23 protein-coding genes are annotated in these 23871 nt (G+C 74.1%); 15 read left to right on the forward strand and 8 right to left on the reverse strand.

Annotated elements, in window-relative coordinates; genetic code table 11:
- Positions 1-315: 315 nt before the first annotated feature.
- Positions 316-1566, reverse strand: coding sequence for an MDR family MFS transporter (locus GA0070622_RS05260; RefSeq protein ID WP_091569287.1), 1251 nt, complete (start codon positions 1564-1566; stop codon positions 316-318).
- An 80-nt stretch (positions 1567-1646) separates the two neighbouring features.
- A complete protein-coding gene (locus tag GA0070622_RS05265; protein WP_091569290.1) occupies positions 1647-2972 on the reverse strand; it encodes an MDR family MFS transporter in 1326 nt (441 codons plus the stop codon).
- A 151-nt stretch (positions 2973-3123) separates the two neighbouring features.
- Between GA0070622_RS05265 and GA0070622_RS05270 the strand changes: the two genes are divergently transcribed.
- A complete protein-coding gene (locus tag GA0070622_RS05270; protein WP_091569294.1) occupies positions 3124-3891 on the forward strand; it encodes a phosphoglyceromutase in 768 nt (255 codons plus the stop codon).
- 102 nt (positions 3892-3993) lie between these two features.
- On the opposite strand, the gene phoU is transcribed toward GA0070622_RS05270, so the two are convergent.
- Positions 3994-4638 carry a phosphate signaling complex protein PhoU gene (gene phoU / locus GA0070622_RS05275; RefSeq protein WP_091569299.1) on the reverse strand — a complete coding sequence of 215 codons (645 nt, stop codon included), beginning with the start codon at positions 4636-4638 and terminating at the stop codon, positions 3994-3996.
- Positions 4639-4839: 201 nt separating this feature from the next.
- Here phoU and GA0070622_RS05280 point away from each other — a divergent pair, with 201 nt between their 5' ends.
- From GA0070622_RS05280 to GA0070622_RS05290, 3 genes are all read left to right on the forward strand, one after another.
- A complete protein-coding gene (locus tag GA0070622_RS05280) occupies positions 4840-6132 on the forward strand; it encodes a sensor histidine kinase (protein WP_176558984.1) in 1293 nt (430 codons plus the stop codon).
- 21 nt (positions 6133-6153) lie between these two features.
- A complete protein-coding gene (locus tag GA0070622_RS05285; protein ID WP_091569302.1) occupies positions 6154-6837 on the forward strand; it encodes a response regulator transcription factor in 684 nt (227 codons plus the stop codon).
- A 1011-nt stretch (positions 6838-7848) separates the two neighbouring features.
- The gene (locus GA0070622_RS05290) at positions 7849-8400 is read left to right on the forward strand and encodes a hypothetical protein (protein ID WP_091569305.1); all 552 of its coding nucleotides are present in this window, start codon (positions 7849-7851) and stop codon (positions 8398-8400) included.
- 49 nt (positions 8401-8449) lie between these two features.
- On the opposite strand, the gene GA0070622_RS05295 is transcribed toward GA0070622_RS05290, so the two are convergent.
- Complete coding sequence (locus GA0070622_RS05295) at positions 8450-9103, reverse strand: NADPH-dependent F420 reductase (RefSeq protein ID WP_091569310.1); 654 nt, start codon at positions 9101-9103, stop codon at positions 8450-8452.
- 138 nt (positions 9104-9241) lie between these two features.
- Between GA0070622_RS05295 and GA0070622_RS05300 the strand changes: the two genes are divergently transcribed.
- On the forward strand, positions 9242-9820 hold the full coding sequence (locus GA0070622_RS05300) for a TetR/AcrR family transcriptional regulator (RefSeq protein WP_091569313.1): 579 nt from the start codon (positions 9242-9244) through the stop codon (positions 9818-9820).
- Positions 9821-9865: 45 nt separating this feature from the next.
- On the opposite strand, the gene GA0070622_RS05305 is transcribed toward GA0070622_RS05300, so the two are convergent.
- A complete protein-coding gene (locus GA0070622_RS05305) occupies positions 9866-10672 on the reverse strand; it encodes a DUF3109 family protein (RefSeq protein WP_091576909.1) in 807 nt (268 codons plus the stop codon).
- A gap of 74 nt (positions 10673-10746) precedes the next feature.
- On the opposite strand from GA0070622_RS05305, the gene GA0070622_RS05310 reads away from it, so the two are divergent.
- Together GA0070622_RS05310 and GA0070622_RS05315 are read left to right on the forward strand one after the other, a co-directional pair.
- Positions 10747-11691 (forward strand): Ppx/GppA phosphatase family protein, encoded by a 945-nt coding sequence (locus tag GA0070622_RS05310; RefSeq protein WP_091569317.1) that lies wholly within the window; start codon positions 10747-10749, stop codon positions 11689-11691.
- 75 nt (positions 11692-11766) lie between these two features.
- Complete coding sequence (locus GA0070622_RS05315) at positions 11767-12573, forward strand: sugar phosphate isomerase/epimerase family protein (RefSeq protein WP_172967911.1); 807 nt, start codon at positions 11767-11769, stop codon at positions 12571-12573.
- A 211-nt stretch (positions 12574-12784) separates the two neighbouring features.
- Here GA0070622_RS05315 and GA0070622_RS05320 read toward each other — a convergent pair whose 3' ends face one another.
- From GA0070622_RS05320 to GA0070622_RS05330, 3 genes are read right to left on the reverse strand one after another with little or no spacing between them, the layout of a single operon-like run.
- Positions 12785-13351 carry a CGNR zinc finger domain-containing protein gene (locus tag GA0070622_RS05320; protein ID WP_091569324.1) on the reverse strand — a complete coding sequence of 189 codons (567 nt, stop codon included), beginning with the start codon at positions 13349-13351 and terminating at the stop codon, positions 12785-12787.
- 19 nt (positions 13352-13370) lie between these two features.
- Positions 13371-14537 (reverse strand): glutathionylspermidine synthase family protein, encoded by a 1167-nt coding sequence (locus GA0070622_RS05325; protein WP_091569329.1) that lies wholly within the window; start codon positions 14535-14537, stop codon positions 13371-13373.
- Position 14538: 1 nt separating this feature from the next.
- On the reverse strand, positions 14539-14814 hold the full coding sequence (locus tag GA0070622_RS05330) for a hypothetical protein (protein ID WP_245666126.1): 276 nt from the start codon (positions 14812-14814) through the stop codon (positions 14539-14541).
- A gap of 117 nt (positions 14815-14931) precedes the next feature.
- Here GA0070622_RS05330 and GA0070622_RS05335 point away from each other — a divergent pair, with 117 nt between their 5' ends.
- From GA0070622_RS05335 to GA0070622_RS05370, 8 genes are all read left to right on the forward strand, one after another.
- Entirely contained in the window at positions 14932-15852 is a 921-nt protein-coding gene (locus GA0070622_RS05335; RefSeq protein WP_091569337.1) for a proline dehydrogenase family protein, read from the forward strand.
- Positions 15853-15891: 39 nt separating this feature from the next.
- On the forward strand, positions 15892-16686 hold the full coding sequence (locus GA0070622_RS05340; protein WP_091569341.1) for an alpha/beta fold hydrolase: 795 nt from the start codon (positions 15892-15894) through the stop codon (positions 16684-16686).
- Entirely contained in the window at positions 16679-17248 is a 570-nt protein-coding gene (locus GA0070622_RS05345) for a TetR/AcrR family transcriptional regulator (RefSeq protein WP_091569345.1), read from the forward strand. The genes GA0070622_RS05340 and GA0070622_RS05345 overlap by 8 nt, the downstream gene beginning before the upstream one ends.
- On the forward strand, positions 17245-17580 hold the full coding sequence (locus GA0070622_RS05350; RefSeq protein ID WP_091569350.1) for a YrdB family protein: 336 nt from the start codon (positions 17245-17247) through the stop codon (positions 17578-17580). The genes GA0070622_RS05345 and GA0070622_RS05350 overlap by 4 nt, the downstream gene beginning before the upstream one ends.
- 1489 nt (positions 17581-19069) lie before the next feature.
- Positions 19070-20320: a hypothetical protein gene (locus GA0070622_RS05355; RefSeq protein ID WP_141684525.1), complete on the forward strand. Its 1251-nt coding sequence runs from the start codon at positions 19070-19072 to the stop codon at positions 20318-20320.
- Positions 20321-20349: 29 nt separating this feature from the next.
- Entirely contained in the window at positions 20350-21747 is a 1398-nt protein-coding gene (locus GA0070622_RS05360) for an efflux RND transporter periplasmic adaptor subunit (RefSeq protein WP_091569356.1), read from the forward strand.
- Entirely contained in the window at positions 21744-22601 is an 858-nt protein-coding gene (locus GA0070622_RS05365) for an ABC transporter ATP-binding protein (protein WP_091569360.1), read from the forward strand. Before GA0070622_RS05360 ends, GA0070622_RS05365 begins: the two co-directional genes overlap by 4 nt.
- Positions 22598-23782 carry an ABC transporter permease gene (locus GA0070622_RS05370; protein ID WP_091569365.1) on the forward strand — a complete coding sequence of 395 codons (1185 nt, stop codon included), beginning with the start codon at positions 22598-22600 and terminating at the stop codon, positions 23780-23782. Before GA0070622_RS05365 ends, GA0070622_RS05370 begins: the two co-directional genes overlap by 4 nt.
- Positions 23783-23871 lie beyond the last annotated feature (89 nt).

A 23871-nucleotide genomic window follows, 5' to 3' on the forward strand; every position in this document is an offset into this window, starting at 1 on the left:
CCGGATAGCCGACACGCGTGCTGTGACGGGCGAGACAGCGATCTGGGTTGAATCCGGAATCCGGTCGAACTAACTTTATTGCACCGCGTCACGCTTGTTTTCGTTCGGGGGAGCGGCGGATCGATCAGATCCGCGCAGGCGAGACGCGAAGATCGGGTGGAGCACACCGTTGGGGGACGGTGCCGCCCGTGGAACCGGCGGCGCGAGCGGGCGACGCTTACGGGGGTGAGTGTCGCCCGCCGCCGCCGGGCGTACGGTACGAGCGCCCATCTCGACGGGGGTCGGGGTGGGCGCTCGGCCGTTCCTGAGCCCGGTTCAGCGCGCGGCGCGGACCGGGCGCCGGGTCGCCGCCCGCAGCGCCGCGACCCGGCGCTCCCGAGGCGGCCCGGCGAGCAGGTGCCCGGCCGCGGCGACCAGGCCCAACCCGCCCACCACCAGCCAGTGCCGCTCGCCGAGGTGCTCCAGGCTCAGTCCGCCGAGCGCCGGCGCCACGAACGACGCCGCCGGGAACGTCAGGTAGAACACCGACTGGTAACGGGCCCGTAGCTCGGGCGGGGCCAGGTCCGCGTTGATCTGCGCGTTCGGCGGCGCGGCGAGCATCTGCCCGACCGTCCAGACCACTGCCGCGCCGAGATAGAGCGGCAGCCCGTCGGCGACGGTCAGCGCGCCGAACCCGAGCGCCATCAGGCCGGTGGACACGGCCAGCACCGTCGACCTGCGGTACGGCTCGATCAGCCGTGGGACGAAGAGCTGCCCGGCCACGATCAGCGCCCCGCCCAGCGCCACCACCAGCCCGTACGCCGACGGGCGCAGCCCGTCCGCGCGCATCGCCAGCGGCATGATGGTCGACGTCTGCATGGTCAGCACGGCCAGCAGGAAGGTCAGCCCGACGAAGGTGAGGAAGGTGCGGTCGGTCAGCGCGGTGTGCAGCCCGGGACGCCGCCCCACCACCGCGCGCGGAGTGACCGCCGGCCGGCGGGTGAGTGTCTCCGGCACCTTCAGCGCGATCACCACGGCCGCCGCCAGGGTGGCTCCGGCGTCGACCAGGAACAGCGCCAGGAAACTCGCCTCGGCGAGCACCCCGGCCAGCAGCGACGCCACCGCCATGCCCAGGTTGAACGCCCAGAACTGGAGGTTGAAGGCGCGGGACCGGCGGGCCTCCGGCACCACGTCCACGATGGCCGCGACGAACGCCGGGCTGGGCATCGAGTGCGCCACCCCGACCAGGGCGGCGAGCACGGCGATCACCGCGAGGTGCCGGCTGAACGCCAGCGCCGCCATCAGTCCGGCCGCCGTGAGGTGCGCGGCGAGCAGCGTGGCCCGCCGGCCCCACCGGTCCGCCAACACCCCGCCGAGCAGCGTGCCGGCCGCGCCCCCGATGCCGTACGCGCCGACCACCAGCCCGGCCAGCGACGGCGAGGCGCCCCGCGCGGCGGTCAGGTAGAGCGAGAGGAACAGCAGCGCGAACGCGCCGGCCCGGTTGATCAGCAGGCCGGACCAGAGGTACCAGAAGGTGGCGGGCAGGCCGCCGGCCGTGTCGTCCCACCAGCGCCGCAGGCCGCGCACCCGTCCTCCAGGAAGGTTTCCTTACCGATGCTCCCGCGTACCGTATCCGCCGGTCCGGCGGCCGGCACGCGGGGGCGTACTCAGGAGCCGACCCGGACCGGCTCGGCGGGCGAGGTGGCCGCGGCCTCGGCCGCCTCCGGCGCCGGGGTGCGGGTGGCGGTGACCGGCGTGACCGTCGTGCCGACGGCGCGCAGCCGGGCCGCGCGCCGCTCCCGGGCCGGGCCGGAGACCAGGTGGGCGACCGCCGCCACGACGCCGATGCCGGCGCAGCCGAGCCAGAGCGCGCTGTTGCCGGCGTGCTCGCGCACCAGGCCGCCGAGGATCGGCGCGGCGGCGCCGGCGAGCTGCCAGGAGAGCGAGAAGACGCCCTGGTAGCGGCCGCGCAGCGCGGCCGGTGACAGCTCCGCGATGAGCGTGGCGTTGGACGGCGAGTTGAGCATCTCGCCGAGCGTCCAGATCAGCACGGTCAGGCCGTAGAGCCAGACCGTGTCGGCGAACGCGGTGAGCCCGAACCCGACGCCCATCACCAGCGCCGCGAGCGCCAGCACGTGCGAGCGGCTCCGGCCCCTGATGAGCCGGGGTACGAAGAGTTGGCCGACCACGATGAGCACGCCGTTGAGCGCGATCACCGAGCCGTAGGTGGCGGGGCTGAGCCCGGAGTCGCCCATCGCGATCGGCAGCATCGAGATGTGCTGGAGGAACACCAGCGCGGCGAGCAGGTTGAGCGCCACGAAGCCGAGGAAGACCCGGTCGGCGAGGATGGTCCGCAGCGCGCCGGCGGGCGCGGGGGCGCCCTTGACGACGGGGCCGGTCGGCGTGGTCCGGGTCTCCCGCACCCGGGTGAAGATGATCAGCGCGGTGACCACCGTGGTGGTCGCGTCCACCAGGAAGAGCAGCAGGTAGCCGGCCTGGGCGGCGAAGCCGGCGAGGACGGCGGCGCAGGCGAAGCCGAGGTTGATCGCCCAGTAGTTCAGCGAGAAGGCCCGCAGCCGGTCCTTCTCCGGCACCACGTCGACCATCATGGCGCCGAAGGCCGGGCGGGCCGCCTCGGCGAACGTGCCGAGCAGCAACGCGCCCACGGCCACCGCCCAGAGCGGCCGGGCCAGGCCCAGCGCGACCATCATGGTGGCCGCGCCGAGGTGCGCGGTCAGCAGCGTGGGCCGGCGGCCCCAGCGGTCGGTCAGCGTGCCGCCGACGGTGGTGCCGACCGCGCCGCCGACGCCCCAGAGCCCGATCACCAGACCCGCCTGCGAGGCGGAGAAGTCGCGCTCCTGGGTCAGGTAGATGGCGAGGAAGACCAGGATGAACGAGCCGAGCCGGTTGATCAGGGTGCCGGTCCAGAGGTACCAGAACGTCCGTGGCAGGCCGCCCGCCGTCTCCTGGAACCAGCCCCGCACCGTCCGCATGCCGACGCCCCCCGCTCGGTAATGACCGACCTCTGCCGGATGCCTTACAACCTAGTCCCGCCCCGGAACGCCGGTCATCCGCATTTCCACGTGGTGGTCGTCACCACCGGTCCCCGCGTGTCCGCCGGGCCGGTACGGCAGGATGATCGGCATGACTGCGAGCGAAGGGCCCACCATCGGGACGCTGGTCCTGCTGCGGCACGGCGAGAGCGACTGGAACGCCAAGAACCTCTTCACCGGCTGGGTCGACGTCGACCTGACCGCCAAGGGCGAGACCGAGGCGCGGCGCGGCGGCGAGCTGCTCCGCGAGCACGACCTGCTGCCGGACGTGGTGCACACCAGCCTGCTGCGCCGGGCGATCCGCACCGCCGAGCTGGCGCTGAACGCCGCCGACCGGCACTGGATCGCGGTGCGCCGGTCGTGGCGGCTCAACGAGCGCCACTACGGCGCGCTTCAGGGCAAGAACAAGAAGCAGACCCTGGACGAGTACGGCGAGGAGCAGTTCATGCTCTGGCGCCGGTCGTACGACACGCCGCCGCCCCCGATCGACGACAACGACGAGTGGTCGCAGGTCGGCGACCCCCGGTACGCGTTGCTGCCGACCGAGCTGATGCCCCGGACGGAGTGCCTCAAGGACGTCGTCGACCGGATGCTGCCCTACTGGTACGACTCGATCGTGCCGGACATCCTGGCCGGCCGGACCGTGCTGGTGGCGGCGCACGGCAACTCGCTGCGGGCGCTGGTCAAGCACCTCGACCAGATCTCCGACGACGCGATCGCCAAGCTGAACATCCCCACCGGCATCCCGCTGCGCTACGACCTGGACGCGGACCTGCGCCCGCAGGTGCTCGGCGGGACGTACCTCGACCCGGAGGCCGCGAAGGACGCCGCCGCCGCAGTCGCCAACCAGGGCCGCTGAGGGTGTAAGGAAGGGCCCCTTATTAACGTCTGCGGTAGAGGAGGGGCCCCTTCTTAACGCTGGGCTGTTAAGAAGGGGCCCCTCCTTGCACGCGGGCCGGGGTCAGCTGGACGGCGAACCGGTGATCAGGTAGACCACGTGCTCGCCGGCGTTCACCGCGTGGTCGGCGAAACGCTCGTAGAAGCGGCCCAGCAGGGTCGCGTCGATGGCGGTCTCCACGCCGTACGGCCAGTCGTCGCCGAGCAGCACGCCGAACAGGCTTTTGTGCAGGTCGTCCATCGCGTCGTCGTCCCGGTCCAGCTCCGCCGCCACGTCGGCGTCGGGCTTTGCCAGGACCGCGCCGATCTTCTCGGCCATCCGGTCGGCGATGCCGGCCATGTCGGTGAAGACCGGCCGCAGCTCGGCCGGGACCGCCGGCGAGGGGTGCCGGCGCAGCGCGGTCTTGGCCACGTGGTCGGCCAGGTCGCCCATCCGCTCCAGGTCGGCGGCCACGTGCAGGGCGGTGATCATCGCGCGCAGGTCGGAGGCGACCGGCGCCTGACGGGCGAGCAGGTCGCAGACCCGCTCCTCCACGTGCCGGTAGAGGTCGTCGATCTCGGCGTCCCGCGCGATCACCGTCTCGGCCGCGGCGCGGTCGGCGGTGAGCAGCCCCCTGGTGGCCTGCCGCATGGCCGCGCGCACCGCCTCGGCCATGTCCACCAGCAGTTGGCTGACAATCTGCAGGTCGGCCCGGAACTCGTCGCGCATCGTCACTTCCTGGGGTCGGTTGCCGTCGCCGGGAGCGGCTACGGCGTGAGCAGGTGCGCGCCCCACGGTAGGCCGCACGGCCGGCACCAGGGTGAACGCGGATGAACGACGCGGGACCCGCAGGTGAACTTTCCCGGAAGCGAGAGTGGTTCGTCCCTTTGTGCCCGATCCCCGGGTTAACAATGACCCTACGATCGCCGGGTGGAATGGGCGGTGGCCATCGCGGTGGCCGTGGCGCTGGTGACCGGGCTGGTCGCCGGGTCGCTGCTGTCCGAGCCCGTCGGGGAATGGCGACGCCGCCGGGCGTCGCGGGGCGGCGGGACCTCCCGCCGTGACGCAGGGAGGCCGACGATTCCGGACGACCAGCAGGGGGGCCTCTCCGGGCTCGGCCGCAAGACGATCGACTCGTTGCGCGCCGGCGTGGTGGTGCTCGACCCGGACGACGTGCCGGTGCTCGTGAACCCGGCCGCCCGCGCGATGGGGCTGCTGCGCACCGGGGCGACACCCGGCTCGATCGCGGCGCACCCGCTGATCCGTACCCTCGCCGGGCAGGTCCGCCGCACGGGCGTGCGCCGCGAGATCGAGCTGGACCTGCCCCGGGGCCGCGACAGCTCCGGGGTCAACCCGCTCGGCGTGCACCTGCGGGCCATGGGACTGGGCGCCGGCTACATCTCGATCGAGGCGGTCGACGTCACCGAGTCGCACCGCCTGGCCCGGGTACGCCGGGACTTCGTGGCCAATGTCAGCCACGAACTGAAGACCCCGATCGGCGCCCTCCAACTGCTCGCCGAGGCGTTGGTGGACGCCACCGAACCGGCCGGCGACGGCGCGCCCGACCTCTCCGAGGATCTGGTCGCCGCGCGGCGGTTCGCCGAGCGGATCCAGCACGAGTCCACCCGGCTCGGCCGGCTGGTGCAGGAGCTGCTGGAGCTGACCCGGCTCCAGGGCGCCGAGCCGCAGCCCGCCCCCGAACCGGTCTCGCTGGACTGGGTGCTCGCCGAGGTGATCGACCGGACCCGCACCGCGGCCACCGCCCGCCGGGTGGAGATCGTCGTGGACGGGCAGCGGGGCCTGACCGCGTACGGCAGCGACAGCCAACTCGCGACCGCGGTGGCGAACCTGGTGGAGAACGCGATCACCTACTCGGCCGAGGACACCACGGTCCGGGTCACCGTGCGGGGCACCGACGAGTACGTCGAGGTCGCCGTCGCGGACCAGGGCATCGGCATCGCCCCGAACGAGGTCGACCGGATCTTCGAACGCTTCTACCGGGCCGACCAGGCCCGCTCCCGGGCGACCGGCGGCACCGGCCTGGGGCTGGCCATCGTCAAACACATCGCCAGCAACCATGGCGGTCGGGTGGATGTGTCGAGCACCCTTGGTGGGGGGTCGACGTTCACCCTCCGGCTGCCTGCCCGCCCCCCGGACGACCTGGAGGCGACACTCGCCTCCGCTGGGATCGAGGCCGGCCCGGCCGAGCTCCGGCAGGCCTGACCACAGGAAAGGAAACACCCGTTGAGCCGCGTACTGGTGGTCGAGGACGAGGAATCGTTCTCCGACGCCCTGTCCTACATGCTCCGCAAGGAGGGGTTCGAGGTCTCCGTCGCCGCGACGGGTCCCTCCGCCCTCACCGAGTTCGACCGGACCGGCGCCGACATCGTGCTGCTCGACCTGATGCTGCCGGAGATGTCCGGCACCGAGGTCTGCCGTCAGCTCCGCCAGCGGTCGCACGTCCCGATCATCATGGTCACCGCCCGGGACAGCGAGATCGACAAGGTGGTCGGCCTGGAGATCGGCGCCGACGACTACGTGACCAAGCCGTACTCGCCCCGTGAGCTGGTCGCGCGGATCCGCGCGGTGCTGCGCCGGCAGAGCACCGAGACCAACGAGACGGGCGCGCCGACCCTGGCCGCCGGCCCGGTACGGATGGACATCGAGCGGCACGTGGTGACCGTCGACGGCGCCTTGGTGCAGCTCCCGCTCAAGGAGTTCGAGCTGCTGGAGCTGCTCCTGCGCAACGCCGGCCGGGTGCTCACCCGTGGCCAGCTCATCGACCGGGTCTGGGGCGCCGACTACGTGGGCGACACCAAGACGCTGGACGTGCACGTGAAGCGGCTGCGCTCCAAGATCGAGCCGGAGCCGTCCGCGCCGCGCTACATCGTCACCGTCCGGGGCCTGGGCTACAAGTTCGAGCCGTGACCGTCGCGGCTCCTCACCCCGCCACCTGACCGACTCCGGCCACGGCGGGCCGGGCCGCGCTGCCCGTGGTCTCCCGCCTCGTCGGCCCCCGCGTCGCATTGCTCCGTGTCCGCGTCGCGCCTGCTCACCCGTTTCGTGCCCGCACCTCCTCGCCGTCCGCCTCGCTCTCGGAGAGCTTCAAAGCGGTCTTCGGGCAGTCGTTGTTCGCCGCGAACGAAACTGTCGGCGATCGTCGCGGGCTGCTAGGGGCCTGCTCGGGCGGGCGCGGGCCTCCGGTGTGCGGGGTGGTCTGAGGTTGGGCGGGCGTATCGCTCGTTGGCGGGCGGTGGGTGGAACGGGGTGGGCGTCTGCTGGGGCCGGATGCACCCACGGTGTTCCGCTGACGGGCTTTGGCATGCGCTGGGTGGAGCGTCATGGGTGTCTCGGCGGCCGGGATGGCCCCATGGTGTTCCACTGACGGGGCTGGCGCGCACTGGGTGGAACGTCATGGGTGTCTCGGCGGCCGGGATGCACCTATGGTGTTCCACTGGCCGGGTTGGCGGCCGCTGGGTGGAACGTCATGGGTGTCCGCGGCCGGGATGCACCCAGGGCGTTTCCACTGACGAGGTTGTCGCCCGCTGGGTGGAACGTCACGGGTGTCCGGATGCGCTCGCGGACGTCACCCGTCTGCGTGGGGTGCGGGTGGTTGTCCGGTTCGGTGGTGGTGGGCGGCACCCTGGACGCGGAATCGGCGTGGGCGGGGCGGCGTTGTAGACGGGTGAACGACCGAGCAGGCGAACACCCCCGAGCCGCCACCCCCGCCCCCGGCGGAATGACGGCAGGCCGCCGGTCGTTACACATCATCCCGGCGCCGCGTGCAGGCCCCCCGCCCCGCGAGCCAGCCGGACACCCCGGCCCCCGTGAGCTGACCCCCCAGCCCTCACGAGCCAGCCGGATCCCCCTTCAAGACTTCTCGCGCGCCTGACGGTGCCCACACCCCCCGGTGTGTTGACCCCCGAATGGAGCCCCCCGATGAACACGATCCTGCGCAAGAGCATCCTCGGTATCGCTGGTCTGGCCTTCACCGGTGGCGTGTTCGCCGGTCCGGTCGCCGCCCACACCGACACCCCCGCCCACGCCGCTGCCAAGCCCGTCGCGGTCGCCAGCGTGCAGGGCGAGCAGTCCCGCATCACCCTGAACGACGAGCAGACCGCCAACGCCAAGGCGATCATCGCCGCCACGAAGAAGGCCGGTCTGCCGGAGCGGGCCGCGGTCGTCTCGATCGCCACCGCCCTGCAGGAGTCGAAGCTGGAGAACCTCGGCCACCTCGGCGACAAGAATGACCACGACTCGCTGGGCCTGTTCCAGCAGCGCCCGTCCAGTGGTTGGGGCACGCCGGAGCAGATCACCGACCCCGAGTACTCCACCCTGGCCTTCCTCAAGGGCCTGAAGCAGGTCGACGGCTGGGAGAAGATGCCCCTGACCGACGCCGCCCAGACCGTCCAGGTCTCCGCCTACCCCGACGCCTACGCCCAGTGGGAGAAGCAGGCCACCGACATCGTGAACCAGCACTGGACCAAGTAAGACGTGAAGGCCGGCACCCCCAACCCGGGGTGCCGGCCTTCACGCGTATTCAGCGCACGACCTTGACGTTGAACAGGGGAGTGCCCAGCCGGCCGTAGAGGCGCAGCCAGATCGGCAGCAGCATCTCGGTGCCCCGTGCCGTGGTGATGTCGCCCAGGTCGATCACGTCGGTGTGGCCGAAGCTGGTGAGCAGGTCGACGACCACCTTCTTGGCCTCGGCGTCGTCGCCGGAGACGAAGACGCTGTGGTCACCGTCGGCGAGCTGCCGGGGGTGCGTCATCAGGTCGGCCGTGAGCGTGTTCAGCGCCTTGACCACCCGGGTGCGGGGGAACGCCCGCTGGATCCGCTCGGCGAGCGAGTCGTCGTTGACCACCGACAGGGTGGGCGGAAAACCCTTGCTGAAGTCGAGCGGGTTGGCGATGTCGAGCAGGACCTTGCCGGCCAGGTTCTCCGCGCCCGCCGCGTTCAACGCGGGCAGGGAGCCGTCGCCGCTGGTCGCGTTCACCACCAGATCAGCCTCGGCCGTGGCGGCGGCGTGGCCGGCCAGGGTGACGCCGGAATGTCCGGCGGCCCACTCGCCCCAGTCTCCGGCCTGTGTGGCGGCGACGTCCCGGGTGCCGACGACGACCTCGTGCCCCAGCTCGGCCGTGCGAGCGGCGATGGCCCGCCCCACCATGCCGGTGCCCAGTACTGCGATGCGCATGTCGAATCCGTCCTCCGATTGCGGCGCGACGACGACTGCCACGCCCGATGCGACCGAGACTAACAGACAGGTCTGTCTACTAGAAGGATGAGGAGACGTACCGGTCTGTAGACTTCGCCGAACGACGGAGGAGGAACCATGGCCCGCACGCCCGCCGGCACCGCCCGGGACCGCATCCTGGAGACCGCGTTCCGGCTGTTCTACGCGTACGGGCCCCGTGGCGTCGGGGTGGACACGGTGATCGCCGAGTCGGGCGTCGCCAAGGCCACGCTCTACAAGCACTTCCCACGCAAGGACGACCTGGTCCTGGCGTACCTGGACAAGGTCGACCTGGCCTGGTCAGGCGCGTTGCGGGACGCGGCCCGGGAGGCCGGTGACGATCCCCGGGCGCAACTCGTCGGCATGTTCGACGCGCTCGGCGGCGCCTGCCGCCGCGAGGGCTACCACGGCTGCGCGTTCATCAACACCGCGGCCGAGTCGCCCGCCGGGAGCGCCGTGCACGCCCGTACCGTCGCGCACAAGAACGCCGTGCGGACCTGGGTGACCGACCTGGCCCGGCAGGCCGGGGCGGCCGAGCCGGAGTTGCTGGCCCGTCAGCTGACCCTGCTGCTCGACGGCGGGCTGGCCGGCGGAGTGCTCGACGGCGACCCGGCGGTCGCCGACGCGGCGAAGCGGAGCGCACACGCCCTGATCGACGCGGCGCTCCCGAAGCGTTAAGAGGGGGCCCCTCCTCTACCGGAGGCGTTAATAAGGGGCCCTTCCTTACTCGCTGGCCGGGTGGGGGGCGACCTGGCCCTGGCGGAAGCGGGCGGCGCAGAGTTCGGCCAGCTTCGCGTACGCGGGCTCGCCGACCAGCGCGGTCAGCTCCGGCCCGTAGGAGAGGTACATCGGCTCGGCGCCGACGTGCGCGTCCGTGGACGAGGTGCACCACCAGTCCAGGTCGTGCCCGCCCGCGCCCCAGCCGCGCCGGTCGAACTCGGCGAGCGTGGAGATCAGCACCTTGGTGTTGTCCGGCCGGGTGTGCCACTCCTGGTCGCGGCGCACCGGCAGCTGCCAGCAGACGTCGGGCTTGTATTCCAGCGGGTGCACGCCGTCGCGCAGCGCCTGGGCGTGCAGGGCGCAGCCGCCGCCACCGGCGAAGTCGGCGTCGTTGAGGAACACGCACGGCGCGTCGACGTCGCGGGTGGCGGTGCGCCGGGCCGGGGTCTTGCCGTCGACCGTGTCGTTCTCGGTCCAGTTCTTGAAGCCGCGGCGGAAGTGCTGCCAGGTCTCCGGCGTCAGCCGCTTGACCGCCGCCCGCACCCGCTTCTCGTCGTCGGAGTCGGTGAAGAACGCGCCGTGCGAGCAGCACCCGTCGGCGGCCCGCCCGGCGATGATGCCGTGGCAGCCCCGGCCGAAGACGCACGTCCAGCGGGACAGCAGCCAGGTCAGGTCGGCGCGGACGACGTGCTTCGGGTCGGCCGGGTCGACGAACTCGATCCACTCCCGCGGGAAGTCCAGCCCGACCTCGCGGCTGCGCGGGTCGTCGGGGTCGTCCACCAGCACGTGAAGCTCGATCTGCCCTGTCACCCGGACCAGCGTACGCGCGGTCACCCCGCCCGGCCGGCGAGCCGACGAAACGTGTTGCCCCTAGGGTTCTTCCCATGCGACTGGGTGTCCTCGACGTCGGTTCCAACACGGTGCACCTGCTGGTGGTCGACGCCCATCACGGCGCCCACCCCTGGCCGGCCCACTCCGAGAAGGTGGTGCTGCGGCTGGCCGAGCAGATCGGTCCGGACGGCGCGCTGACCGACACCGGGGCGGACGGGCTGGTCAAGGCCGTCGGCATGGCCCGGGCGGCGGCCGACGGGCTGGGCGCCGAGGACCTGCTGGCGTTCGCCACCAGCGCGGTCCGCGACGCCACCAACGCCGGCGAGGTGCTGGCCCGGGTCCGCGACGAGACCGGCGTACGCCTGGAGGTGCTCTCCGGCGCGGACGAGGCGCGGATGACGTTCCTCGCGGTGCGGCGGTGGTTCGGCTGGTCCGCCGGGCGGCTGCTGGCGATGGACATCGGCGGCGGCTCGCTGGAACTGGCCGCCGGCATCGACGAGCACCCGGACGTCGCGGTGTCGCTGCCGCTCGGGGCGGGCCGGCTCAGCCGGGAGCGGCTGGCGGTCGACCCGGCCGGCCTGCTGCCGCCGCCGGCCGAGGCCGTGGAGGAACTGCGGGCGTACGTGGACGCGCAGCTCGACCCGGTGGTGAAGCAGTTGACCGAGGTGGGCTGGGAGCGTCCGGTCGCGACCTCGAAGACGTTCCGCACGCTGGCCCGGCTGGCCGGGGCCGCGCCGTCCGGCGCCGGTCTCTGGGCCCGGCGCAGCCTGACCCGCACCGGGCTGCGCCAGGTGCTCGGGTTCGTTCGGCACATCCCGCCGGCCCAGTTGCCGGAGTTGGAGGGGGTCAGCGCGCAACGGGCCCATCAGCTCCTGGCCGGCGCGGTGGTGGCCGAGGCGGTCATGCGCCGGCTCGACGTCGACAGTCTGGACATCTGCCCCTGGGCGCTGCGCGAGGGAGTCATCCTGCGCCGGTTGGATCAGCTCGCGCCGATGTGATCCGTGCGGCCGCTCTGGGCGCTTTGCGGCTGCTCGTCCCGATGCCTCCTGGCGGGGGCGGCTACCCTCAGAGGCGTGACTTCCCGCGTCCCGGTGCTCCTGTCCACGTCCTCGGTCTTCCCCGAACGGACCGCGGCGGCGTTCCAGCTCGCCGCGGCGCTCGGGTACGACGGCATCGAGGTGATGGTCTGGACGGACCCGGTCAGCCAGGATCCGGGCGCGCTGCGAGGCCTGTCCGAGCACTACGGCGTCCCGGTGCTCTCCGTGCACGCCCCCTGCCTGCTGGTCACCCAGCGGGTGTGGAGCGCCGACCCGTGGGAGCGGCTGCGGCGGGCCGCCGAGCTGGCCGAGACGCTGGAGGCGCCGACCGTGGTGGTGCACCCGCCGTTCACCTGGCAGCGCGACTACGCGCGCACGTTCGCCGACGGGCTCGACACCATCGCCGGGCGCTTCGGCGGGCTGCGCTTCGCGGTGGAGAACATGTTCCCGGTGCGGATGGCTGGCCGGCAGTTCGTGCCGTACGTGCCGGGCTGGGATCCGACCGACACCGGCTACGCCTCCTACACGCTCGACCTCTCGCACTGCGCGGCCTCGCACACGGACGCGCTGGCCATGGCCGACCGGATGGGCTCCGGCCTGGCGCACGTGCACCTGGGCGACGGCACCGGCGAGGGGCGGGACGAGCACCTGGTGCCCGGCCGGGGCGGCCAGCCCTGCGCGGAGCTGCTCCGCTCGCTGGCCGGGCGCGGCTTCACCGGCTCGGTGGCGGTGGAGGTCACCACCCGGGGCGCGAAGAGCCGCGCGGTCCGCGAGGCGGATCTGCGGGAGTCGCTGGAGTTCGCCCGGGCCAACCTGACCGCGCCCTCACCGGTCGACGCCTGAGCCGCCCCCGCGCCGGTCGACGGCTCGACGGCCCGCGCCGGCCGACGGCTCGCGCCGGTCGACGGCTCGCGCCGGTCGACGGCTCGCGCCGGTCGACGGCTCGCGCCGGTCGACGCCCTGAGCCGGCCGACGCCCTGAGCCGGCCGACGCCCTGAGCCGGCCGACGCCCTGAGCCGGCCGACGCCCTGAGCCGGCTCGCGCCGGCCGAGGGTCAGATGACCGGGGAGAGCGGCTGGGCCGGCACCGCCTGCTCGCCGACCGCGGCCCGCTTGCGGGCCCGGTGCGCGGCCACGTGCGAGCGGGTGGCGCAGCGCTCGGAGCAGAACCGCCGGCAGCAGTTGGACGAGGTGTCCAGGTAGACGTTGCCGCAGCGCTCGTCCGCGCAGACGCCGAACCGGGCGCTGCCGTACTCGCAGAGCCAGACCGACAGCCCCCAGACCGCGCCGGCCAGGTATTCGGAGGAGACCGAGGCGCCCCGGCTGGTCACGTGCATGTGCCAGTCGGAGGAGTCGTGGCCGGAGATGCGCGGCTGCACCGGGAACGCCTCCAGCAGCGCGTTCAGCTCCGCCACCGCCTCCCCGTCCCGCCCCGAGGTGCCGTACGCGAAGACGTCCCGGAGGCGCTTCTGCGCCCGCCGGAAGATCGCCAGGTCCCGTTCCGCGACCTCGTCGCGCATCCAGGCGTTCTCGTCCGGGAAGAGGGCCCGCAGGCCGTCGAGGTCGTCCAGCCGGGCGTTGACGAGCTCGACCCCGGTCCGGGCGTACGCGTCGAAGTTCACGACACCAACGGTAGACGACTCAGGGCAGACGCGGCGCGTCGATGTAGTGGGGCAGGAACCGCGCGTAACCGTCAGTGATGAGGCTCTCGCTCTCCCGTACCCCGGCGCCGGCCGACCCGCCGTCCACGATCCAGCTGCCGAGCACCGTCCGGTAGCCGGCGAACTCGGGCAACGCGCGAAACTCCTGGTAGCAGAAGCCCTCGTCGCCGTAGATCCCCGGGTTGGTGATCTCGGTGCCGCCGGTCACGATGCGTACCGAACCGCCCTCCCGGCCGAGCAGCGGCTTGGCCACGTACTCGGTCATTCCGCGCGGCGAGTCGAGGTATGCCGGCAGCAGCAGCTCGTGGCCCGGGTACAGCTCCCAGAGCACGGCCAGCAGCGCCTTGTTCGACAGCAGCAGCTTCCAGGCCGGCTCGATCCAGGTGGTCGGGGTGCCCGGGTCCAGCGCCGGCCGCCCGTACGGCTCGGCGAGCATCCATTCCCAAGGGTAGAGCTTGAAGCAGGTGGTGATCGGCCGGTCGTCGGCGTCGACGAAGCGCCGCCCGTCCCAGCCGACGTGCTGGATCGGCATGAGCGTCACGTCCAGCCCGGCCTGGCGGGCGGTCTCGGCCAGGTAGCCGGCGGTGATCTGGTCCTCGCCCGACTCCTCCTCGTTCGACCAGAGCACGTGCACCCGGGGGTCGTGCAGCCCGGCGCCGATCTTGGCCCACGAGGCGGTCAGCCGCTCGTGCAGGCTGTTCCACTGGTCCGCGTCCGGGCGGGTGTCCTCCAGCCAGTACCACTGCACGATGCTCGCCTCGACCAGCGCGGTCGGGGTGTCGGCGTTGTACTCCAGCATCTTCGGCGGCCAGCTGCCGTCGTACCAGAGGTCGAACCGGCCGTAGAGCGTCGGCGGTGCCTCCCGCAGCGAGCGGGCGACCGCCTCGGCGGCCCAGTCCGGGATGCCGAACTCGGCGTAGCGGCGGCGGGCCACCACGTGCTCGGCGGCGGCGACGGACATCCGGTGCAGCTCCTCGGTCGCCTCCTCCAGCCGGAGCACCTCGTCCAGCGTGAAGGAGTAGGCCGCGGTCTCGTCCCAGTACGACATGATCTCGCCGTCGGGCAGCTCGGTGTCCACGTACACCAGGCCCTGGGTCCGGATGGTGTCGTCCCAGTCGGGGCGCGGGGTGCTCGCCTCGCGGCGCACGTCAGCCGCCGCAGGAGGCGAGGTGGGTGCCGAAGCCGCCCCGGTCGGGCAGCGCGGCGGCCGGGGCCGTGTCCCCGCGTGCGGCGGTGGCCGGGGCCGGGACGCGCAGGGCCACGGCGACGGTGTCGCCGCCCCCGCCGGCCGGGCCGAGTGCGCAGTCGTCATCGTCGTCGTCGTAGCCGTTGTTGCAACCGGTGAGCGCGAGGGCCAGCGCGGTCAGCGCGCCGAGCTGCACGGTGGCCGAGCGGAGCCGGCGCCGGGGGTGTCGTCGATCCACGTGAACGTTGTAGCCGATGGCCGCCAGCGCCGGTGCCCCGCGTCCCGGGTTCGCATGCCGAGTGAGGTTGGCCGCCGTGCCCGGCGAGGGCCCCGGGCCGGGCGTTACGCTCGGCTCATGCTCCGTTCCGTCATCCTCGCCGCCTCCCGGTCAACCCAGGTGGAGCGGCTCGTCGCGACGGCCCCGTTCACCCGGGACGTCGTCCGCCGGTTCGTCGCCGGCGCCGCCACGGACGACGCGCTGCGCGCGACCCGCGCACTCGTCGCCGACGGCCAAGCGGTCACCCTCGACTACCTGGGCGAGGACACCACCACCCCGGAGCAGGCGAACGCCACCCGGGACGAGTACCTCACGCTGCTGCGCCTGCTCGGGGCCGCCGGCCTCACTCCGGCCGCCGAGGTCAGCGTGAAGCTGTCCGCGCTCGGCCAGGCGTTCGACGAGCAGTTCGCGTACGACAACGCGCGGCAGATCTGCGCGGCGGCCGACGCGGCCGGCACCACGGTCACCCTGGACATGGAGGACCACACCACCACCGACTCGACCCTGGACATCCTGGCCAAGCTGCGCAAGGACCACCCGTCGACCGGCGCGGTGCTCCAGGCGTACCTGCGGCGGACCGAGTCGGACTGCCGCGAGCTGTCCGCGGCCGGGTCCCGGGTGCGGCTGTGCAAGGGCGCGTACAAGGAGCCCGAGTCGGTGGCGTACCAGTCCGCCCGCGAGGTGGACAAGTCCTACGTGCGCTGCATGAACGTGCTGATGGCCGGCGACGGTTACCCGATGCTGGCCACCCACGACCCGCGCCTGATCGCCATCGGCGAGGACCGGGCCCGCTGGTTCGACCGCGACCCGGGGCGGTTCGAGTTCCAGATGCTCTACGGCATCCGCCCGGAGGAGCAGAAGCGCCTGGTCGGCGAGGGCTACACGGTCCGCACCTACGTCCCCTACGGCGACCAGTGGTACGGCTACCTGATGCGCCGGCTCGCCGAGCGCCCGGCCAACCTGATGTTCTTCGGCCGCGCGGTGGTCTCGAAGAAGTGAGCCTTGACCGGTAAGGCTAACGGCATTAGCTTTATGGCTATGACGGTTAGCCAGGTGGCGCGGGACGGCGGGACGATCGCGTACGAGGTGCACGGGGCGGGGCCGCTGGTCGTGCTCGCGCACGGCATGGGGGAGAACCGGGCGGCCTTCCGGCACCTGACCCCCCGACTGGTGGCGGCCGGCTACCGGGTCGCCTCGATCGACGTACGGGGGCACGGCGACTCCAGCCCGCACTGGCCCACGTACGCCCCGGCCGAGGTCGGCGGCGACCTGCTCGCCGTGGTCCGGGCGCTCGGCGGTGGGCCGGCCACGCTGGTCGGTAGCTCGTCCAGCGGGGCCGGCGTCGTCTTCGCCGCCGCCGACGCGCCCGACCTGGTCAGCGGCATCGTGCAGATCAGCCCGTTCGTCGCCGCCCCGAAGCCGAACCTGGCGATGCGGGCCGCCCAGGCGGCCGTGCTCCGCAGCCCCCGGCTGTTCGGGCTGTTCCACCGCACGCTCTTCCCGTGTGGCCGACCGGCCGACGACGCCGCGTACCGCAAGGAGATGGTCGCCAGGCTGCGCGGCCGGATGGACGCGGTGCGCGGGGTGATCGCGCCGGTCGACCCGCACTGGACCACGCGGGCGCCCGAGGTGCGGCAACCGGTGCTGGTGCTGATGGGCACGAAGGACCCGGACTTCCCCGACCCGGGCGCCGAGGCCCGCGCCGCCCGTCGGCAGTTCGCCGTCGCCGAGGCGCGCATGATCGCCGACTCCGGCCACTACCCGCACGCCGACCAGCCCGACGCCACCGCAGCCGACCTGGCCGAGTTCCTGACGGCGACCGCGCGTGCCTAGGGCCGGCCTGACCCCCGCGACGGTGGTCCGGGAGGCCGCCGTGCTCGCCGACGAGGTCGGCTACGACCGGCTGACCCTGGCCGCGCTCGCCGGCCGGCTCGGCGTCGCGCTCCCCAGCCTCTACAAGCACGTGCGGGGCGTGGACGCGCTGCACCAGAAGCTCGCCGTGCTCGCCGCCGCCGAGATGGCGGACGTGCTGACCGCCGCCGCCGCGGGTCGGGCCGGCGACGACGCGTTGCGCGCCGTCGCCGCCGCCTACCGGGCGTACGCCCACCGGCACCCCGGCCGCTACCCGGCCGCCCAGCGCGCGCCCGACCCGGCCGACCCCGAGCACCTGGCCGCCGCCGAACGTGCGGTCGGCGCGATCTTCGCGATCCTGCGCGGGTACGGCCTCGACGGCGACGCGGCCGTCGACGCCACCCGGATGTTCCGGGCCACCGTGCACGGCTTCGTCTCCCTGGAGGCGGCGGGCGGGTTCGGGCTGCCCCGCGACGTCGACCGCTCGTTCGACCAGATGGTCGACGGGCTGGACCTCGCCTACCGCGGCTGGCGGTCCCGATGAAGGCGCTGCTGCTGGGCCTGATCTTCCTGCTGGAGCTGGCGTTGCTCGCGGCGGCCGGACTCTGGGGCTTCACGCTCGACGCCGGCTGGCCGGTGCGGCTGCTCGCCGGCCTCGGTGCGCCGCTGGTGATCGCCGTCGTCTGGGGCGTGTTCTGCTCGCCCCGGGCGACCGTGGCGCTGCCCGCCCCGGCCAAGCTGGGCGTGCAGGCGGCCTGCTTCCTCGGCGGCGGCGTCCTGCTGGCCCTGGCCGGTCACCCACTTCCCGGCGCGGCCCTGGTGCTGCTCTGGGCCGTCGACAAGGCCCTCCTCGTCCGCTCCGGCAACCCGATCTGACCCGCCCTCCGAGCGAGGCGCGCGGCCGATCTTGGTACCGATCCGCCCTCGGAGGGGCGGATCGGTACCAAGATCTCGACACACGGCTGGATCTTGGAAGTTTGAGGCCCCTATGAGGGCCGTTTCCTTCCAAGATCTGGCTCGGGGTCCGACGCCCTGGCCCGGGTCCCCGTCGATCTTGGGGTTGTGGCACCTCGGATAACGGGTCAATCGGACATGCTGGGCGCCACAACTCCAAGATCGATGCACGGTGCCGGTGCGGCGCGGTGCCGGGTGGGGGAGGCAGGGATTACGGGGAGGACTCTTTCCCGGAACGCCCGATTGGTCGTACCCTTCGCCGGTGACCGACGGCGACGAGGAGCCTCCCGGCCGGGCAGCCGACGGCGACGAGCCACGCGCCGGGAGCGACGGCGAGGGGCCACGCCCGCGCGTCGACGCGTCACCCGATCCGACCCCGGTCGGGAGTCCGGACCCGGCGAGCCGTGAGCCGTCGGCGCAGGTCACACCCCGCCCGGTCGCGACGGTCCCTGCCCCCGGACCGACCGCCTCCGGACCGACCGCCTCCGGACCGACCGCCTCCGGACCGACCGCCTCCGGACCGACCGCCTCCGGACCGACCGCCTCCGGACCGACCGCCCCCGGACCGACAGCACCCGCACCCCGCGCGACCGCCCCTAGACCCGACCTGGCCTCGTCCGGGTCGAGCGTGGCCTCGTCCGGGTCGAGCGCCACCGCGCCCGCTCCTGCACTGGCCGCACCCGATTCGAGCGCATTCGTTCCCGTCCCGATCCCGGCTGCACCCGAGCCGGACGCGGGCCTTCCCGCCCCGAGGCCGGCCGCCCCCGAGCCGGGTGTCGTCGCCCTCGAGCCGAGTGCCGTCGTCCCCGGGCCAGGTGCGGTCGCCCCCGCCCGGAGGCCGGCCACCCCTGATCCCGGTGCCGCCGCCTCCGAGCACGGTGCGGTCGTCCCCGCCCCGAGGCCGGCCGCCTCCGAGTCGGGTGCCGTCGTCCCCGAGTCGGGGGCGGTCGTCCCCGAGTCGAGTGCCGTCGTCCCCGAGTCGGGCACGGGCGCCTCCGAGTCGGGCGCGGTCACCTCCGAGTCGGGCGAGGTCGCATCCGCCCCGGAATCGAGCCCGGCCAACCCGACGCCGAGTGCGGTCGCGTCCGCGCAGGTGCCGGCCGCCCCGTCCGCGAGGCCGACAGTGCCCGAGCCGATCACGCCCGCATCCCCTCCGGCAGCGGCCGCGCCCGAGGAAGGCGCCGACGCGCCCCGCCAGGCGCCGTCGCCTTCGACGACGTCGCCCACGGCGCCGCCGCCCACGGCGCCGCCGCCCATGGCGCCGCCGCCCACGGCGACGCCGCCCACGGCGCCGCCGCCCATGGCGACGCCGCCCACGGCGCCGCCGCCCACGGCGACGCCGCCTTCGACGACGCCGCCCTCGATGCCACCGCAGGTGGCCGTACCCCATGCGCCTGCCCCGATCGGGAGGGTGGCGAAGAAACGACGCTGGCCGCTCTGGACCGCCCTCGGCCTGGCCCTCGGGCTGACGGCGGGCGCGGTGCCCGGCGTACTCCTGCGGCAGTTGGCGCCCGACGCGGCCGGGCGGCCGGCCGCGGGCCGGGAGGACCGGGGTACGCCGGAGCAGCGGCGGCTCGCCGAGCGGATGGTCGCGCAGCTCGACCGGCAGGCCGGCGCGCTGCTCGGCGGCGACCGGGCCGGCTTCCTCGCGGTGGCCGAGCCGGCGGCCCGGCCGGCGCTCACCAAGCGGTACGCGGCGTTGCGCGCGCTGCGGACCAGCGTGTGGCGACCCGCCGCCGTCGGTGTGCCGGTGGCCGTCGACGGGCGGCCCGGGGAGTGGCGGTTGACGGTGACCGTGGGCTACTGCTTCGTGGTGCCGGGCTGCGGGCCGAGCACGGCGACGATGGGCACCCGGTGGCGGGTGGTGGGGGAGGAGCCGCGACTGGCCGCCCTGGAGCCGTCCCGGACGGATCCGACCGGCGTACGCCCGTGGGAGGTCAGCGACCTGGCCGTCGCGGTGGGCAAGCGGGCGGTGGTGGCCACCACGCCGGTCCAGCGGGCCAAGCTGCCGGGGTTGCTGGCGCAGGCGGAGTCGGCCGCCCGGGCCGCGGACCGGTACGCGGTCGACGGCACGCCTCCGGACCGCTACCTGGTCTTCTACGCCGGGCGGGCGGAGTGGCAGCGGTGGTACGGCGGTGGCCGACCGAAGTGGACCGCCGGGTACGCGGTGGGCGTCGGTGGGGGGCGGCACGACGTCGTGCTCAACGCGCAGAGCCTCTCCCCGGCCGGAGTGGACGACCTGCTGCGGCACGAGCTGACCCACGCCGCCTCGCTGCCGGAGCAGGGTTACGCGGATCGGGCGAGCTGGTGGCTGGTGGAGGGGCTGGCCGAGTACGCCGGCACAGACGGCCAGCCGGTCGACCGCTACGAGGGCCTGGCCGAGGTGCGCAAGCTGCTCCGGGGCGGGTGGTCCGGCCGGCTGGACGCGGTGGCTCCGGCCGACGACGCGAGCGACGACCGGGTCGGCGGCGCCTACGGCGTCGGGTATCTGGCCGTGCGGCACCTGGTCGACCGCTACGGCGAGCAGCGGGTGCTGGACTTCTTCCGGGCCGTGGTGCACCAGCGCCGGTCCCCGGCCGAGGCCGCCGACGAGGTGTTCGGTGACCCGTGGTCGGCGTTGCAGGACGACTGCGTCGCCTACGTGCGAACCGCCGCCGGCTGACCCGTCGACGCCGGTCGACGGGTCGTAGCATGGGCCGGGTGGCCCGCACTCCCTCGCCGCGGCTGCCCGCGGCCCGCCGCCCCCGTCTCGTCACCGCCCTGCTCGCCGTCGTCGCCCTGACCGGCACCACCGCCGCCTCCTGCGGTGACGACACCTCCGCCGTCGCCGTCGCCCCGGTCGGCCGCGCGCCGGTGAGCGAGGTGATCGACGCGCCGGCCACGGTGACCGCCCGGGCCGCGGCCACCCTCACCGCCCCCGCCGACGGCACGCTGGCGAGCCTGCGGGTCCAACCAGGACAGCGGGTGTCCCGCGGGCAGGTGCTCGCGGTGATCGACTCGCCGGCCGCCCGGGACCGGCTGGCGCAGGCGCGGGAGGCGTTGCGCGCGGCGAAGCGCGCCGGCCGGGGCGTCGGCGTCGGCGACCTGGGCGGTAGCCGGCGCGGCACCGACAAGGCCGCGGACGAGGCGTTCGCCGCCGCCCGCGCCGCCGCGGGCAAGGTCGGCGACCCGCAGTTGCGCGCCGCGCTGCTGCTCCAGGTCCGGTCGGCGCAGCAGCAGTACGAGTCGGCCGCCCGCGCCGCCGACCGCGCGGTCACCGCCGTGCAGCGCGGCGTGGCGGGCCTGAACAGCGCCGTCGGCGCGCTGTCGGCCGCGCAGCGCCTCCAGGCCCAGCAGGCGTACGACCTGGCGAAGGCGACCGTCGACGCGTTGACGCTGCGTGCCCCGATCGGCGGTGTGGTGCAGCCGGGTGGCACCCGGGCGGCCGCGCCGTCCGACCTCGCCGGGCTGCTCGGCGCGGCCGGGGGCGGGGCGGTGCCCGGTCTGGACCCGTCGGCGCTGGGCGCGGCCGGTCAGGGTGGCCCGCCGGCCGGGGTCGACGACGCGGTGCCGGCCGGTGGGCGGGTCACCGCCGGCACCCCGGTGCTCACGGTGGTGGACACCGGGCGGCTGGGCCTGCTCGCCGAGGTCGACGAGACCGACGTGCTGCTGGTCCGGGCCGGGGTGCCCGCCTCGGTCGAGTTGGACGCGGTGACCGGCGCGACCTACGAGGCCACGGTGCGGTCCGTCGACGTGTTGCCCACCAGCTCGGCCCGGGGCGGGGTCACCTACCGGGTCCGGCTCGACCTGGGGGCCGGTCGGCTCGGTGAGGCGGAGGCCGCGCCCGCGCCCCGCCCCGGGATGAACGCGGTGGTCCGGCTCCGGGTGCGGGAGGCCGCCGACGCGGTGGCCGTACCGGCCTCGGCGGTGTTCTCCGCGGACGGGCGGGACGCGGTCTGGGTGCTGCGCGACGGACGCGCGGACCGGGTCCCGGTGACGGTCGGCGTGCAGGGTCAGGACCTGGTGCAGATCGTGGACGGGGTGCGGGCCGGCGACCGGGTGGTGGTGCGCGGCGCCGACCAGGTCCGCGACGGCCAGGAACTCCCGTGACCGTCGCCGCGGTCGAGGCGGTCGACGTCTCGCGCACGTACGAGCTGGACGGGGTGTCGGTGTCCGCGCTGCGCGGCGTCTCGCTCACCATCGACCAGGGCGAGTACGTGGCGGTGATCGGCCCGTCCGGTTCCGGCAAGTCCACGCTGATGCACCTGCTCGGCGGGCTGGACCGGCCCACCGGGGGCCGGCTGGTGATCGGGGGTCGGGACGTGGCCACGCTGACCGCCCCGGAGCTGGCGACGCTGCGCAACGAGACCATCGGCTTCGTCTTCCAGGCGTTCCACCTGCTGGCCCGGACGTCCGCGGTGGACAACGTGGCGCTGCCGCTGGTCTACCGGGGCGTCGGCGCGCGGCAGCGCCGGGAACGGGCGGCGGCGATGCTCGGCCGGGTCGGGCTCTCCCACCGGTTGCACCACCGGCCCAACCAGCTCTCCGGCGGCGAGCAGCAGCGGGTGGCGATCGCCCGGGCGTTGGTCACCGAGCCGGCGGTGCTGCTCGCCGACGAGCCCACCGGCAACCTGGACAGCGCCACCGGCGAGGCGGTGCTGGAGCTGCTGGAGCGGTTGAACGCCGAGTCCGGGGTGGCCCTGGTGATGGTCACGCACGACCAGGAGGTGGCCGCCCGGGCGCGCCGCCGGATCGCCGTCCGGGACGGGCTGATCCGCTCCGACACCCGTCATGATCGACCGGGGTCGGGCGGTTCCGGCGCACCTGCGACACTGGACCCCGCTCCCAGCGCGGAGCCCCGGTCCGCGTCCGGAAGCGGCCCGGGGCACCCGCCCGGTGGCTCCGGTGGCGCCACCGGAGCCACCGGGCGCCTTCCGCGCGCCGGCGCCGGGGGTGCCGGATGAGGGTGGCCGAGGCCTGGCGGGTGGCGCTGGACGCGCTGCGGGCCAACCGGATGCGCAGCCTGCTGACCATGCTCGGCGTGATCATCGGGGTCGCCTCGGTGGTGATCCTGGTGGCCATCGGCACCGGCACCAAGCAGCAGGTGGAGCAGCAGGTCGAAGGGCTCGGCTCGAACCTGCTCCTGGTGGTGCCCGGAAAGATCGAGGTGGGCACCGCCCCGGTGGTGTCGCCGTTGGACCTCAAGGACGTCGACGCCGTCTCCCGGGTGGTCGGCGACCCCGGCCGGGTGGCCGTGACGGTCGCCTCCGGCGCGACCGCCCGCGCCGGCAACCGGTCGGACTTCACCACCGTGCAGGGCGTGCTGGAGACCACCCCGTCGGTGTTCACCCGGTCGCTGTCCCGGGGTCGCTACCTGACCGGCGCCGACGTCGACACCAGCCGTCGGGTGGCGGTGCTCGGCTCGTCGGTGGCCCGGTCGCTCTTCCCCGAGCGGGACCCGCTCGGCCAGCAGGTCACCCTCGCCGGCGTGCGGTTCCGGGTGATCGGCGTCTTCGCGCCGCTGGGGCAGAGCCTCGGCGTGGACCGGGACGACGAGGTGCACGTACCGGTGACCGCCGCGCAGCGGCTGTGGGGCACCCAGCGGATCGACGGAATCGCGGTCAAGGCGCCGGACCGGGAGCGGATCGACCAGCTCGGCGAGCGGATCGTGGCGGAGCTGTCCCGTCGGCACCCGGACACCGAGTTCAGCGCCGTCACCCAGCAGCAGATCCTGGGTGTGCTCGGCGACATCCTGGGTGTGCTCACCGGCGTCCTGGCCGCCATCGCCGGCATCTCGCTGCTGGTCGGCGGCGTCGGCGTCTCGAACATCATGCTGGTCTCGGTACGCGAACGCACCCGCGAGATCGGCCTGCGCAAGGCGGTCGGCGCGCGCCCCCGGGACATCGGCGTGCAGTTCCTGTTGGAGGCGGTGCTGCTCACCTCGATCGGCGGCCTGACCGGGATGGCGCTCGGCGTCGGCACCGCGCTGCTGGTCGACGCGTTCTCGCCGATCCCGGCGGCGATCACCTGGTGGTCGCTGGCGCTCGCCTTCGGCGTCTCGGCGGCGGTGGGCATCGTGTTCGGCGTGGTGCCGGCGCAGCGGGCCGGCCGGCTCGACCCGGTGGTGGCGCTGCGCGCCGAGTAGCCAGCCACCGGTCCCACGAACGGGAACGGGACGAGCCACCCGTCCGGGCGAAAAAGCCCTGGTGGACACCGGGTGAACGGCCGTCCCGC

The organism is Micromonospora sediminicola (genome assembly GCF_900089585.1).
Lineage (GTDB): Bacteria > Actinomycetota > Actinomycetes > Mycobacteriales > Micromonosporaceae > Micromonospora > Micromonospora sediminicola.